The sequence below is a fragment of the Cytophaga sp. genome, assembly GCF_051961495.1.
Classification (GTDB): domain Bacteria; phylum Bacteroidota; class Bacteroidia; order Cytophagales; family Cytophagaceae; genus Cytophaga.
The window spans coordinates 1-15170 of the sequence record NZ_JBQCDF010000126.1; the positions used below are offsets into that span (position 1 = coordinate 1).

The following is a 15170-nucleotide window of genomic DNA, read 5'->3' on the forward strand; positions in this document are numbered from 1 at the left end:
AAAGGTTTGTACAAAAAAGCACGTGCCGGTGAAATCAAAAACTTTACAGGTATTGATTCTCCGTTTGAACATCCAAAAGCTCCTTCCTTAGAGGTTCGTACAGACCTGCATAGCCTTGAAGACTGCCTGCAGCAGATTCTTACTGCCATCCTTCCTAAAATTACCTACTAATTCAGTATTCCAATAGATTTATGAATTCATATACACTATCCCATTTAAAACAACTTGAATCTGAAGCGATCTTTATGATGCGCGAAGTTGCTGCTCAGTTTGAGCGTCCGGCGCTTTTATTCTCAGGTGGTAAAGATTCAATTGTAATGGTACGTTTGGCGCAAAAGGCTTTCTTTCCTGCAAAGATTCCTTTTCCATTGGTTCACGTTGACACTGGTCACAACTTTGAAGAGACAATTGAGTTCAGAGATAAAATGGTTCGTGAGATCGGTGCTACCTTGATCGTTCGTTACGTTCAGGATTCCATTGATCAAGGCCGTGCCGTTGAAGAAAAAGGACCAAACCCCAGCCGTAACGGTTTACAGACAATCACCCTGCTTGATACAATTGAAGAATTCAAGTTTGATGCATGCTTCGGTGGTGCACGCCGCGACGAAGAGAAAGCGCGTGCGAAAGAACGTTTCTTCTCTCACAGAGACGAATTCGGTCAGTGGGATCCTAAAAACCAGCGTCCGGAATTGTGGAACTTATATAATGGTAAAAAACACCAGGGTGAAAACTTCAGAATTTTCCCATTGAGTAACTGGACAGAAATGGATGTATGGCAATATATTTATTCTGAAAAACTGGATATCCCAAGTATTTATTTCACACACAGAAGAGATGTTGTAAACCGTGGCGGCACGCTGCTTTACAATTCTCCGTACATTACTTTATTAAAAGGGGAAACGGTTGAAAACATGCAGGTACGTTTCCGTACTGTTGGTGACATGACCTGTACAGGTGCTGTTGAATCAAACGCAGCAACATTGGAAGAAGTAATTCAGGAAGTTGCTTCGGCCCGCCAGACTGAACGTGGAACAAGAGCTGACGATAAACGTTCAGAAGCTGCCATGGAAGACCGTAAAAAACAAGGATACTTTTAATTTAAGCGTTTAACGCATTTAAGATATATTATGCATCAGACTAAAGAAACCATCACAAACGAAAGCTATTTAAACATGGACTTACTTCGCTTCACTACTGCCGGTAGTGTGGATGATGGTAAAAGTACATTGATCGGCCGTTTGTTATATGACTCAAAGGCAATCTTTGAAGATCAGATGGAACAGATTGAAGAAATCAGTACACGTAAAGGTAAAGGTTATGTTGACCTTTCTTTACTAACAGATGGTTTAAGAGCAGAGCGCGAACAAGGTATCACCATTGATGTTGCTTACCGTTACTTCGCTACACCAAAACGTAAATTCATTGTTGCAGATACTCCGGGTCACGTACAATACACACGTAACATGGTTACGGGTGCATCTACTGCAAACCTTGCAATCATTTTGATTGATGCACGTCACGGTGTTATTGAACAGACCTGCCGCCACTCATTCATTGCTTCTTTATTACAGATCAAACACGTTGTTGTTTGCGTAAATAAAATGGACTTAGTGGATTTCAGTGAAGAGAAATTCAACAAGATCCGTGAAGACTATACAAACTTCGCTTCTAAATTATCGATCCCGGATATCCGTTTCATTCCAATCTCTGCATTGCTGGGTGATAACGTGGTTGATCCTTCTGAAAACATGCCATGGTATCAGGGCGGTACATTGATGTACACACTGGAAACAGTAAACATCGCTTCTGACCTGAACATGATTGATTCCCGCTTTCCTGTACAATATGTAATTCGTCCTCAGTCTGATGAGTTCCACGACTTCAGAGGTTTTGCAGGAAGAATTGAAGGCGGTGTATTCAAACCTGGCGATGAGGTGATGCATTTACCTTCAGGCTTAACTACAAAAATCAAAACGGTTGAAACAATCGACGGTCAGCTTCAGGAAGCTTTCCCTCCTATGTCTGTAACCATGACGCTGGAAGATAACATCGATATCAGCCGCGGCGACATGATCGTTAAGCCGAACAACCAGCCGGAAGTTGGTCAGGACATTGAATTGATGCTTTGCTGGCTGAATGAAAAGAAGATGACTCCGGGCGGAAAGTATTCAATCAAGCATACTACAAAAGATGCCCGTTGTGTAATTAAAGATGTCCGTTACAAAATCAACATCAATACGCTGCACAAAATTGAGGATGATAAAACAATCGGGCTGAACGATATCGGACGTGTATTGATCCGTACAACAAGTCCGTTGTTCTACGATAGCTACAACAAAAACCGTATCACAGGCAGTGTTATTCTGGTAGATGAATTCACCAATGAAACTGTTGGTGCGGGTATGATCTTATAAGATTTCATAACAGACAAACATTTAAGAAAGCCTCGACCATCATCGGATTGAGGCTTTATTTATTTATACTTTTATATTTTTGCAAATAAACTGTTCAAAATAGTATCCCCTATGAAAAAACTATCGCTATTGTTATTATGCAGCATGTTGTTTGCCGGTCATACATTCGGGCAATCAAAAAAGAGCAAGAAGAATCAGACTCAATTTATCCCGCCTCAAATTAAAGCGGATCAAGTTGTAGAAGAAGCGCCCATAATGATGAGGGAAATATCGAATGCCTGCGCCGAGTGTGCTGAAAAATTAACACCTTCTTACTTACTTATAAAAGATTCCCGCAAATATGGATATGTGAATGACCACGGCAACTTAGTAATCCCAAGAATATATGACAAGGGCGATTACTTTTCAGAAGGTTTTGCTATTGTCTCAATAGGTAACTACAGCGGCACGATTGATAAACACGGTTCTTTTATTATTCCATTGAAATACGCTTCCCTGAGCCAGTATAAGAAAAAGAATTTCATTGCATCTATAAACGGGTCTTATGGAATTATAGACACAGAAGGCAAAGAAGTACTCCCTTTTATATATGATTACATTTCTGAAAGAGATGAATATCTTATTTTGAAATACAAAGGCAAAAAAGGAATCTATGACTTTGAACAAAGAAAATGGGTCATCCCTGCAAAATATAATGATGTTTATGATTATTCAACAGGGTATTTTATGGGGAAAAAAGAAAATGGAAACATTGATTGGTATGATAGAGCAACGTTCACAATCATTGATTCAACCTATTCAGAAGTCGAAAATATTTCCCAGGGATTTTTTCTGGTCACGAAAAATAATCTTAAAGGAATTGTAGATTCTAAGAACAACATTGTTGTTCCTGTTGTTTATCAGGAATTCAGGAGCTCGTACTATTCATCTTCGGGCTTTGCAGTTGCAAAAAAGAATGATAAGTATGGTATTATCACGTATGATAATAGAGTTCTGGTTGATTTTATATACGACAAAATCACTACGCAAACAGATTTGTTTGTCGTGCAAAAAAATAATCTCTTTGGCATTGTTGACAGGCTGACGTTTAAGGAAACAACCCCATGCATTTATCAGGACATACAGGTGTATAACAACCAACGCATTTTCGCAAAAAAGAATGATTTATACGGCATCATTAAATACGATGGAACCATTGTTGAAGGATTTATTTATGACTTCAGGAAAACTGATTCAAACCAGTCCATCTATAAAAAGGGAAACAAATACGGACTCATTGACTATAATTACAATTTCATAACGGATGCAATTTATGATGAAATCAAATTCATTCGCGATGGATACTACAATAGCTATTATCTGACTTTTAAAGGGAAAGAAAAGATACTGCTTGACAGCAAAGGTCAATTCCTTGTGGATGTGAGTGCATACGATGATGCAATGCCTACAAAAGAAAGAGGTGTGATTGTCACGAAAAATAAAAAATACGGCATGATCGAAAAAAAATCAGGCAATGTGATTGTACCGCTTCAATACGATCTGATTGTGTATGATTATAAGGACACATGTATAGTTTTTGACAAGGGCTTGTATTACGAAATGACATTTGACGAAGAAAACAAACCTGTATTGTCGCAGATAAAATAAAAATATCTGAAACTGCTCTCAAATAAAAATCCCGGTTCATATGCATGAGCCGGGATTTTTATTGAAGGATGATTTTTTATTCAGGCTGCTGCTGCAATTCCGCACGAATCATAAGCAAACGCAGAATCATGAAATCCGGAAATACGTACCCGGTACTTACATGACTATTCAGAGGACCAATGAATGGCGAAATCAGCACATTGAATATTTTATAATTCTTTCTCAGGTAAAAAATGATCCGCGTTTTATTTTTGGAAGCGATGCCTTTGATTGAACTCTGGCTTTTGATCATTTGAACAATTTTCTTTTTGGGAATAATTGAATCTAACAAACTGTCTGTTGATTCAACAAATTCAATCAGCTTCGCTTTATTTCTCCGTATCTCCAGCTCCCAGTTGATCGTGTATCCTGAAGCTGTAGCAAAACCTATAGCAAACAACTCCGGGAACATTTTTTGTATCGTTCGCTTAAAAAGAATTTTCCTGTGCCGATGCACGGGTGGTAAGGTATTAATAAATTCTAAAATTTTACTATGCATCAAAGGATTGTGTACACAACCTACCTGGCTACAAATATTTTCCCTCCATGGAAGCAGCACATGATTCATGCGCTGATCAAAATACAGAAAATCTTTTTTGTCATCTACATCCTCATATTTTTCCAATCGTTCGTAGATTTCATCCTGCAGCTGAGCAAGATGTTGGTTCAGCAATGTATAAAAATCTTTATCTACAAAACTTTTCAGCCAACCAATGCTTCCCGGCCCGTTTATAGCAAGGAGTGAAAATAATTTTCCCTTTGTTTCAAGCGGCTCTTTGAAATAGCCAAAACACTCCTCGCCAACGATCAGGTCTGTATAAGAATTGCTTTCTGCAAGCATGTTCCATGTTTCTATCTCATCACAATAATTTGTAATGGCTTTCCCCAGCCGCGCATTATCGATTATGTGCTTAACCAGATTACCGGTATAGGTAGGATATGTAGTATGTGAATACCCGCATGCTTCAGCAATCCGTTTTGCCAATATAGAATCAGAATTTGTTTTCGTGTTTCCTGTGGCTGCATACGAGAAACAGGAGACTTCAGGAATCCGGGTATACTTATGAACGATTGCTAAAATACCCCTGATATCATAACCTGCGCTCAATGAAACTGCAGCATGAGTTACCGCAGGAGCCATTTCCCTGATACTTTCAATCAATAAATCTTCAAGCTCTTTCTCAAGTTCATCTTCAGATTTATGCGCTGTTTTAGAATAATCAAAATGATATTGCCAGTATTGTTCCACAGAAAACTTGTGCTCTTTAATGGAATGGATACTTGCGCCACGCGCAGATTTTATTTCTTTATACAACGTAAGTGTATTCAGCATAACACCGTTTGCCAGGAAACAGGCAAAACCTTCCGGACTGATCGTGCATCTTTGCTTCGGAAGACAATCAATATTATTGGAGACAAACCATTCGCCATCCAAATCCGCATAAAATATTTTTTTTGAATTGGCTTTATCGGTTATAAAATAAAAAGTTTTTCCGATGATTATAAACAAGGCAAAGCTTCCCTCCAGCTGATCCGCTGCAGCAATACCATGCGCTTCAAATGCACGGATCAATTCGTCCTCATTCTTATTATAAATGACACCATCTACAAAAACCTGAATGGCGGTTGAAGATATTTTCAGAGATGGGGCTCCTTGTATATCTATTTCACCTTTTCTATTAATCAAAAAAGAGAAATCACCTTTGTTTTTTATAAATGAACATTTTTCCGAAATCACTGTACCCATACCGACTTATAACATTTCATAAAAAACGATTCAATATTTCAATGAATTTTCAAACACGGAGTGTCTTTTAAAATAAATTCTGATCTGTTTCAGAAAAAAATAAATTCATTAATGACCTAAATATCTGCTTTTTTACGCAAAACTAAAACTTCTGTCAGTAAATATGCCCCTGTTTCTGCAATTGACCGTTATGCTTCCCCTTATAACTATGTAATTTCTTTAAGAATTTATAAGGATCCCATGCGATTGAATCACTGAAACATCCTTCTGTCAACTTTTTTTACTCCCAGGCAACCCTTTTCTCATACCTCGTGTCTTATAATCAAACCAACGATCTATATACTTGAAAGAGCTTCCGATTGGTATCATTACACTGATAGCAACTGCTTTGTGCTTTATTTATTCGGTTTATAAAAAGGACGATATGGCCCAAAATACTGAAGAAGATTAATTACAGAATCAGGAATGCATTGACCAAGCAAATACTGCCTCTGTATTACAAACTATTTAGTAAATTGTTGTTCAGGCTGAAGTTAGTTTCTATAAAATTCGGAAACTCATACACATTGTATCAGCTATAAATAAAATACTGCAGGCGTACTCTTCTGTACTTATTTAATTTTAATGAATGTAGAGAAAGATCTCATAGAAGGTTGTAAAAAAGGAAAACATAAGTCCTTTGAATCCCTGTATCAGCTGTATGCAGGGAGGCTGCTTTCTATTGCCATGCGCTATGCATTCACAACATTTGAAGCCGAAGATATTCTGCAGGACGCATTCATTAAAATCTTCAACTCCATTCACACATATGAGTACAAAGGCTCCTTCGAGGGCTGGCTCAAGCGGATTGTAGTAACCACTGCTATCAATCATTACCATAAAGATAAATTCAAACAAACGCAGACAGACTATGTTGAGGTTGAAGAAGAAAGCGATGATGTAGCAGATATTATTTCAAAAATTTCTGCAGATGAATTACTGGAGACTATTCAAACTTTGCCAGACGGATACCGTATGGTATTCAACATGTATGTCGTTGAAGGCTATACACACAAAGAGATCGGTGAATTGTTGTGTATTTCAGAAGGAACTTCAAAATCACAACTTGCTAAAGGAAGGACTTTATTAAAAAATAAACTTCTTCAGAAAGGGGTTATAACGTTATGAAAGACAATACAGATCGTATGGACAAAGCCATAAAAGACAAATTGAATGGACATGAAGCACATGTTCCTTCAAATTTATGGAAGTCCATTGAATCAAAATTGCCCCCCGAACCAGGCAACAAAGGTGGCGCGCTCTTTAAAAATCCATTTATCATTTCTTTTCTTGCCCTAAGCATTCTTACTACAGGTATCTATCTGTTCCGTCCGGTAAACAAACAGCAACACACAGCAACAACATCCGGTGCTGTTTATTCTGTGCCAGCGCATACTTCTATAACACAAAAAACCAATACGCCTTCAAACAAAAATAGCCACACATCTTCTGATGACTTAAAGAATATAACAAACGAATCTCTGCATACAACATCAACAGCAGAGTATGTAAGTAACAGCAAGCAAACGCTGTCCGCATCGGGCAAGAATCAATCTGATTCAAAAATATCAACCCTGAACAATTCAACCCCGGCAAATAAACATACTGACTTTACAAGCAATATGCGTATATCTCCGGAAAATGCTAAACATACAAACCATACAAATACTACAGCTGCTGCAACTCAGAACCATTTTGCTGATCAACGTACAACAACCGTGATTAATCATACAAACACTGGTAATGCAGGTACAAAAAATAACAATCATACGAGCCAGGAAAATTTAATAGATAAAATAAACCTGTCTGCATTGGGCACAATCAGTTCAACTGGAACAGGCAAAAAACCGGATGTAAACACAGACGCAGCTCCTGACACAGGTTTACAGCACAATAACACAGTAAATAAAAATTCAGAACATCTATCTGCAGACTCAGAAACTTCGCAGGAAAACAACCGGACAATTACTGTTGTTGATCCAGAAAATACAACAACCAATAGAGATGATGCAATTGCGCTCGCTTCCCAAAAACATTTTTCCGGAGAAATTACTGATACGGCAAACAGTACAGATAATTCTGTTTCAAATAACACAGACAGCAACAATCATGCAGTAGAAAATATTGCAGGTATTGCATCTGTAACACGAAATAACCCGCAGACAGAAGACACAAATGCTAAGAATACAAATAAATCAAACAGCATTCAAACAGAGCAGAATAAAAACAACCAGCAAGGATCTGCAGATGAGCTTTCGGATGTGCGCGCCTATTTTATAGATTCCATGACTGTACCGGATAACCCGGCAATAATTGCTTCTGCTGCAAACACAATAAATAATAAAATCGATTCTGTCAACACAAACAAAAAAATCATTGATAGCAACAGCACTCAACAAAATCCTGAAGCTATCACAACAATATCTGAAGAGCAGAAAAGACACACATCAGCCTTCTTATCAAAATGCAGCTTTGACGGATTTATCACCCCTGCGTTCGGATATATCTATACCGCTGCCAATACTTCTACCGTGAGCAGCGAAGATTCCCTGAATAAATTTATTCAAAACCGAAATCAGAATACCCGCACCGGCTCAGGTATCACTGCCGGCTTACGCATGAATTATGCACTCAGTAAAAAAATTGAATTAGGAATCGGCTTGCAATATTCCAGCATGAGCCAGGCTTCATACCTGAGTCAAAAAACGCTGGACTCCAGCTATTACACATTCCAGGGATATACCAAGACAGACAGTATTTATGATTCTATCCAGGGAACCTATATCCATAGACAGTATTTTGTTAAAACAGATTCCTCAGCAATCAATAGCTTCACCACACAAACAAAAAAATTCATTGATCAATATCAGAATTTTTCTATCCCTATTTATATTGCTTACGGTTACTCGGTCACAGACCGGTTATCCCTGCTGGCGCGAACAAGCCTGCTGATTAATTATCAGCTTTATTCCGTAACCTATCTGAATGAAACTGAAGATAAAATTATCGGTTATCATTCCAGGAAGAATATTTCCCTCGGCGGATCGTTTTCAATTGGCGGTTATTATGCCTTTTCAAGAAGCTGCTCTGTATTCGCTGAACCAGTCGTCACTTACTACTTCTCAAATCTGTTCGACAAGCAGGCCCCTATAAAACAAACATTATTAATGTTGGGACTTCAAACCGGTATCCGGATAAGTTTTTAAATTTGCGGGAATAATACCCAAGCTTCTTTCTAAAATAGTATTCTCTCCCAATACGGTGAATATGTAATTTTATTTAAATTTACGTATTCACCGTATTTAAAACTACTATGAACGGAAAATCAATCGCCCTGCTATCTTATATTCCTGTGATATGGATACTTGCTTTTGTCTTGTATCTGGACAATCGTACCAAAGATTCCATTGCGCGTTTTCACCTGAGACAAACCCTGGGGTTACAATTGATGTTTATTGCCGGTTCCATAATCCTGGGTTTCTTCCGGGTATATTTTCTTCTTTTTCCTTTTGAACTTGCCTGTCTGGCACTTTGGATTCTTGGCTTATTGAGTGCCTTAAAGGAAGAGGAAAAACCCGTGTTTTATGTAGGAGAGTATTTCCAGGAATGGTTTAAAAATTTTATCCGCTAGTTATACCAATAAAGACAAAATAAGCGTTATCGAAACATGAAAAAAATCCTTTATATATTATCTGTTTCGGTAACGCTTATTGTTTTATCCGGTTGCTCTTCATCCAAGGCAGGGCAATACGGCGGCAAAATGACCAGGAAGAGACCATGCCCGCAGGGCTGCGATTAATTCTTATTTGACCAACGTCAGTATGGTAAACTCCCGGTCAATCAGTCCGCCGATTTTACCTTTGATCTTCTCAACCTGTGTTTCTGTTTTTAATATTTTAAAATTACTTTTAGCAGCCAGAGCTTGGGCTTCTTTTGTATCGTATAAGGTAAAGCCGTATTTGGTGAAAGGCAGCTGCGCCATAAACGATTTTTGCGCAAAGCCAATACTAAATTCACCGCCGGGTTTCATTACACGACAAATATCATTTAACAGTTTTACCGGATCAGTCCAGAAATAAAGCGTGTTGACGGTATATGCTTTATCAAAATAATTTTCAGCAAAAGGAATATCCGTTCCATCATACATAAAAAAGAAAGCTTGCTTTTTTTCAATATAAGCTTTATTGATCTGCTGCGCTTCAGCATGCATCAAGTCTGATATTTCGAGTCCGTAATACGAAACCTTATAGCGGTCCAGGATATATTGCAGATGCCCACAGTTGCCATGCCCCAGTTCCAGTATCTGATCGCCATCCTGTAGACTCAGACTATTGATCGTTTGACGTATCATGTTTCCGTTTGACTCATTCATCAGATCCCCCATTTCTGAACCTTTGCTGCCATGAGGTTCACGGAGTTGTGCGGCTATGGCTTTGAGCTGTTCTTCTTCCATTGATATAAATTATTAATTTAAAAGCATTGTTCTTCAGAATATTTATTTTAAAAAAAATAAATATTTCATTACCTGATTAATCTGCATTCAGGTGTTTTGCCACTGCTGCTCCCATGCTGAAACAGCCTTGCAATAAGTAACCACCAGTAGGTGCATCCCAATCCAGCATTTCACCAATCACATAATGCTGAGATATTTTTTTCAGTTGAAAATTTCCATCTACTTCATCTAAACATATGCCACCTACCGTTGAGATCGCTTCATCTATCGGACCAGCACCTGTTACAGGTAATGTAAAGCTCTTAACCCATTCAGCAAGTTTAACAACATCCATAAAATTTTCCTTCGACACATAAGCCTTCAATAAAGCAATCTGTATGTCCGTCAGTTTTAATTCTTTCATTAAACTTTCAGTAAAAGACTTACCGGATTTAACCGAAAGCTTTTGAACAAGTTCTTCTTTTGAAAATGTTGGTTTGAAATCGATCTTTATTTCAGCAATACCTTTTTCATTGAGCTGTTTTCTCAATAGCGGGCTTAATGCATAAACAGCGCCGCCCTCAACACCGGATGCGGTTATAACCATTTCTCCTTTCCGTTCCCCACCTTCTGTAGATACAGAAATGTTCTTAAGCCACCTGCCTTCATGCTTTGCAACAAATTCAGCAGGCCACTGAATTTGCCAGGCACAATTCGAAGCCTGAAGCGGGTTCACTTCAATGCCCTTTTGCAGAAACAGGTTCAGCCACGATCCATCAGAACCTGTTACCTTCCAGCTGCCACCACCCAAAGCAAAAACAACAACATCTGCGTTTATTGATACTGTTCCTTCCTTCGTTAAAAACTGCAGTGCATTGTGTTCATTCCAGCCTATCCAGTCATACCGGGTATGAATTTGTACACCCGTGGTTTTTAACTTTTCAATAAATGCATTCAGTACATCAATGGGTTTGATTCCCTGTACCGGGAAAATCCGCTTGCTTGAACCGGTATAGGTCGCTATTCCTATGCCAGCCAGCCAGTCGCAAAGATGTTTGTTTGAAAATGTACGAAGTGCTTCTTCTAAAAAATATTGTGGTGTATAACGTGTAACGAATATTTCTATATCTTCCGAATGTGTGAGATTAAAGCCACCATCACCTGCCACTAAAAATTTACGGCCAACAGCAGCATTCTTTTCATAGATATGAACCGTATATTTTTTTTCATCCAGCATGGCAGCCAGCATAAGCGCTGCAGGTCCACCACCGATGATTGCAATTGATTTCAATAGAGTATAAGGTTGGGCGAATAATTGTATTGCGGACCGAATGTTTATTTCAGAAGGAACAAGTGTAAAGTGTAATCCTTGGTCAGTTTAATATAAGCTGTAATTATTAACTGCTGTATTACAAGATGTGTCGAAAATTGTTCTGCCACACACATACACTTTACACTCTACACTTTCAACTAGAAATCATCCGTGCATCGTCGCACTCTCTCCATACCTGGCAATCACTGTTGCTTCGTACGCTAAAAATTCCTGCCAGCGTTTATCAATGTCTTCGCCTTCACTGTATTTACGGGCGTAGTTGATGAATGTTGTATAATGTGTTGCTTCGCTGATCATCAATTCACGATAGAAGTTTTTCAATTCCTCATCTTTGATCTGTTCGCTCAGCAAACGGAAACGTTCGCAGCTGCGTGCTTCAATCAATGCTGAAAATAATAAACGATCTATCAATACATATTTACGGATGTGCCCTTTGCGCATGAAGGCATAAATATCCCCCGCGTAAGGATCCTTGCGTTCACGGCCCAATACCAGCCCTCTTTTTTTAATAATGTCATGCACCATTTTAAAATGCTGCAGTTCTTCCTGTGCCAGATCAATCATATCACTTACCAGTTCTGTATACTCCGGAAAATTGATCACAATGTACATAGCATTGGTTGTAGCTTTCTGTTCGCAGTAAGCGTGATCGGTTAAGATCTCAGGAATGTTGGATTCAACAATCTCAACCCAGCGCGGGTCTGTCGGTAATTTTAATCCCAGCATAAATCAAAGGAATGAATGAAGTACAAAGATACTAAAAATGTCACGGATTGAATGCATTAGAAAAGCACCGGACGGAGTTCCGGCATCTTTTCAAACAGCGCTTTTGCAAACGGACATACCGGCAGTATTTTCAGGCCATGTGCCATCGCGTAATCAACTACGGCAAATACCAGCTTCTTTCCGATGCCATTGCCTTCGTGTGTGGGGTTCACTTCGGTATGTTCGATCACAAGTTTCGTATCGCCGGCCATGACGTAGGTAATGCGGCCTACTTCAACGGAATTTTCCGTTGCTGTGAAATATCCTTTTTTATCTCCGGCAATGTGGTTGATGTTAATGTTCATATATCAGGCAGTTCTATTTAATCATTTTTTGTGCGCAGGTGTTTAGGTGCAAACATAACACCAAACATCATCACCAGCGCGGTCAGCACGATCACCTGTATCACCAGCGATTTAAATGAAAACGGACCGGTTGGTTCCGGTACGATTGCTACGAAGAGCAGAATCGTAATCAGGCCTCTCGGTGCAATGAATAACAAGGGCATTAACGGCAGTTTATAAATCAGCAACTGTACCATACGGATTACAATGATTGCTGATACAATGCCAAGTGCGTATGGAATGGTATCGGGATTAACAATTTCAACTGTATCCATCAAAAAACCAAACAGCAGAAAAAACAGCGCCCGGACCAGGAAAGCTGCTTCTATGCAGAGTTCGTGCAGCTTTTCAACTTCAGCCGCAATTGCCATATAACGAATTTTGCGGAAAGGCTTGTACTTACCTATTTCCATAACATTTCCCAGCAGCAGACCGAAAATAATAATAAATATTAAACCAGGTAAATGATAGATTTTGGAAATGCCATAAAATAAAATGACGACAATAATAATCGGACTGTATTTAATATGATGATCCACCCGTGTCATCAGCATAGACAGAATGATCGTGGCAACAAATGATAGTACGGTAATGATTGCAATGTCTTTAAAAAAATCGATGAGTGAATCGGTTGTTATGACACTATTCAAGGCAACAAAATTAAAGAATAATACGCCCAGAATATCAGAAAGACTGGTTTCGAAAACCACAAAGTCGCGGATATCCGAATGAAATGTCTTAACCGTAGGAATCGCAATGGCGCTGCTGATCACACAAAATGGCAGCGCGTAAGTAAGACTATCTTTCAATGTATAACCACCAATAAACTGAAAAAAGTAGCCTAACAGGAATGCAAGTACAACCATGGGAACAAGAGCTACCACAACCGATTTCCGGATCATGGGTAATTTGGTCTTATCAACTTTTAGTTCCAGCGCGCCTTCCAGTACAATCAGGATCAATCCTACGGTTCCCAGCACCGGCAATAAGGGGTTGAGATTAGGCATGGTAATCTCAAATACCATGCATGCCTGTCGCACCAGCCAGCCGGCAACAAGTAATAATATAACTGAAGGAATTTTTGTTAAATGTGATGTCAGGTCAAAAATATAAGCCAGCAGCAATAAGGAACAAACGGCGATTAAAATATTCATAACAGTTTGAAAAGATAATGTATCCTGCGCGCCGATCTTTTCTTTTTGCGCAGAGACAGGGCGCGCTAAAGATACAAAAAGGGCTTTATATTGCTATAAAGCCCTTCCGGAAAATAAACTATACTGAAAGAAACAATAAATATCTATTCCTATTGTTCGGTTTTAAAATCGGGTGTAATAATATGTACAATGGTTGTGTCTCGTTTGGTATTGGTTTCCAGCAATTGAATCATGCGTGCATTCTGTTGGATCTGGATCGAATCCAGGTGCAGTGCAAGCGCTTCAAAATTGCTGTCTTTGCTGCTGCTCTGAAAGCTTACAACAAGCAGGATGGCAATGACTGACAACGCGCCGGCCAGCAAACCTGTTTTAAAATTCAACGGGTTGCTGCGAGAGACTTTTTTCTCTGCAGCAGCTTCCCGTAAATGTACTTCTTCAAAAAAACTCATGTCTGTTTCCATATAAACTTTTAGTCGGTCGTTACAGGATTTATTTCAGATTACGCATTTTTATAAGAGGCACAGTATTAGACTCATCACCGTCTACAAAAACAGTAATGGCTTCTGATGATTTTACCAGAAAAGTGTATTTATCAATTCTGAACGTATTGTATATGATATCCTGGAAAGTCAACTCAAAATCCACCAGCTTCTCGCCGATATACACCATTCCGGATAAAACATTGTTATTTATAATTTCCAGATTCAGGAAGGAGTATGTTACCCCTGTGCCGTTCCCGGTTAACCAATTTGATTTTTTCAGAATGGAAAATAAATACTGAATATCCATTCCAATGCTTTTGATAATGTCGCTGATAACAAACATAAATTTTCCTCCTATGTTAAAATGAAATGATTTTTAAAAAGCTTGGCGATCATACACCCCGCCATTTTCTAAAATAGTTATGCTTCATTCAGCTGTGATGAAGCATAACCAGCTTACAGCTTCCACCTCACGTGTCATCGTATTAAGATGGAACTCTGTTTTTAGAAAATGCCAGGGGCATAGATCATATTTACTAATAATATTAGCAAATATAGGGGCATTAATTTTAAATACTAATTTTATTAGTATTATTTTCTAAACATTTTAGCAAAAAGATGTTAATTTGTTGGAAGAAAGGCCATTATAAGGTAAATTTGAAGGAGAGATTTGAAGAAAAGGATAAAAAACGTTTATAATTCAGTAGAAAATTGAAGGGTAAGAGTCGCCTGGTTTCTCCAGTGACAGATAGATTCCCGTAAAACTTTGATTAG

General features: G+C 38.6%; 16 protein-coding genes. 8 read left to right on the top strand and 8 right to left on the bottom strand.

The window, feature by feature from the left end; all coding sequences use genetic code 11:
- Positions 1–6 precede the first annotated feature (6 nt).
- From ACTHJT_RS06075 to ACTHJT_RS06090, 4 genes are all read left to right on the top strand, one after another.
- Positions 7–171: an adenylyl-sulfate kinase gene (locus tag ACTHJT_RS06075; RefSeq protein WP_440237123.1), complete on the top strand. Its 165-nt coding sequence runs from the start codon at positions 7–9 to the stop codon at positions 169–171.
- A gap of 20 nt (positions 172–191) precedes the next feature.
- Positions 192–1097, top strand: coding sequence for a sulfate adenylyltransferase subunit CysD (gene cysD / locus ACTHJT_RS06080; protein WP_440237108.1), 906 nt, complete (start codon positions 192–194; stop codon positions 1095–1097).
- A gap of 30 nt (positions 1098–1127) precedes the next feature.
- Positions 1128–2414 carry a sulfate adenylyltransferase subunit CysN gene (cysN, locus tag ACTHJT_RS06085; protein ID WP_440237109.1) on the top strand — a complete coding sequence of 429 codons (1287 nt, stop codon included), beginning with the start codon at positions 1128–1130 and terminating at the stop codon, positions 2412–2414.
- 111 nt (positions 2415–2525) lie between these two features.
- Complete coding sequence (locus tag ACTHJT_RS06090; protein ID WP_440237110.1) at positions 2526–4061, top strand: WG repeat-containing protein; 1536 nt, start codon at positions 2526–2528, stop codon at positions 4059–4061.
- 76 nt (positions 4062–4137) lie between these two features.
- On the opposite strand, the gene ACTHJT_RS06095 is transcribed toward ACTHJT_RS06090, so the two are convergent.
- Positions 4138–5787, bottom strand: coding sequence for an asparagine synthase-related protein (locus ACTHJT_RS06095; protein WP_440237111.1), 1650 nt, complete (start codon positions 5785–5787; stop codon positions 4138–4140).
- 684 nt (positions 5788–6471) lie between these two features.
- Here ACTHJT_RS06095 and ACTHJT_RS06100 point away from each other — a divergent pair.
- From ACTHJT_RS06100 to ACTHJT_RS06115, 4 genes are all read left to right on the top strand, one after another.
- Positions 6472–7014, top strand: a complete 543-nt coding sequence (locus ACTHJT_RS06100) for an RNA polymerase sigma factor (RefSeq protein ID WP_440237112.1) — start codon at positions 6472–6474, stop codon at positions 7012–7014.
- Positions 7011–9092: a hypothetical protein gene (locus ACTHJT_RS06105; protein WP_440237113.1), complete on the top strand. Its 2082-nt coding sequence runs from the start codon at positions 7011–7013 to the stop codon at positions 9090–9092. The genes ACTHJT_RS06100 and ACTHJT_RS06105 overlap by 4 nt, the downstream gene beginning before the upstream one ends.
- Positions 9093–9199: 107 nt before the next feature.
- Positions 9200–9517, top strand: coding sequence for a hypothetical protein (locus ACTHJT_RS06110; protein WP_440237114.1), 318 nt, complete (start codon positions 9200–9202; stop codon positions 9515–9517).
- Between the two features lie 36 nt (positions 9518–9553).
- Positions 9554–9685 carry a hypothetical protein gene (locus tag ACTHJT_RS06115; RefSeq protein ID WP_440237115.1) on the top strand — a complete coding sequence of 44 codons (132 nt, stop codon included), beginning with the start codon at positions 9554–9556 and terminating at the stop codon, positions 9683–9685.
- 3 nt (positions 9686–9688) lie between these two features.
- Here ACTHJT_RS06115 and ACTHJT_RS06120 read toward each other — a convergent pair whose 3' ends face one another.
- The 7 genes from ACTHJT_RS06120 to ACTHJT_RS06150 all read right to left on the bottom strand — a co-directional run bounded on the left by ACTHJT_RS06120 (position 9689) and on the right by ACTHJT_RS06150 (position 14739).
- Positions 9689–10339, bottom strand: coding sequence for a class I SAM-dependent methyltransferase (locus ACTHJT_RS06120; RefSeq protein WP_440237116.1), 651 nt, complete (start codon positions 10337–10339; stop codon positions 9689–9691).
- 76 nt (positions 10340–10415) lie between these two features.
- Positions 10416–11609, bottom strand: coding sequence for an NAD(P)/FAD-dependent oxidoreductase (locus tag ACTHJT_RS06125; RefSeq protein WP_440237117.1), 1194 nt, complete (start codon positions 11607–11609; stop codon positions 10416–10418).
- 186 nt (positions 11610–11795) lie between these two features.
- Complete coding sequence (locus tag ACTHJT_RS06130; protein ID WP_440237118.1) at positions 11796–12377, bottom strand: tRNA-(ms[2]io[6]A)-hydroxylase; 582 nt, start codon at positions 12375–12377, stop codon at positions 11796–11798.
- Positions 12378–12433: 56 nt separating this feature from the next.
- Entirely contained in the window at positions 12434–12721 is a 288-nt protein-coding gene (locus ACTHJT_RS06135) for a GNAT family N-acetyltransferase (RefSeq protein WP_440237119.1), read from the bottom strand.
- A 17-nt stretch (positions 12722–12738) separates the two neighbouring features.
- Entirely contained in the window at positions 12739–13914 is a 1176-nt protein-coding gene (locus tag ACTHJT_RS06140; RefSeq protein ID WP_440237120.1) for a sodium:proton antiporter, read from the bottom strand.
- Positions 13915–14063: 149 nt separating this feature from the next.
- Positions 14064–14363: a hypothetical protein gene (locus ACTHJT_RS06145; protein WP_440237121.1), complete on the bottom strand. Its 300-nt coding sequence runs from the start codon at positions 14361–14363 to the stop codon at positions 14064–14066.
- A 40-nt stretch (positions 14364–14403) separates the two neighbouring features.
- Positions 14404–14739, bottom strand: a complete 336-nt coding sequence (locus ACTHJT_RS06150; RefSeq protein ID WP_440237122.1) for a hypothetical protein — start codon at positions 14737–14739, stop codon at positions 14404–14406.
- Between the last annotated feature and the right edge of the window lie 431 nt (positions 14740–15170).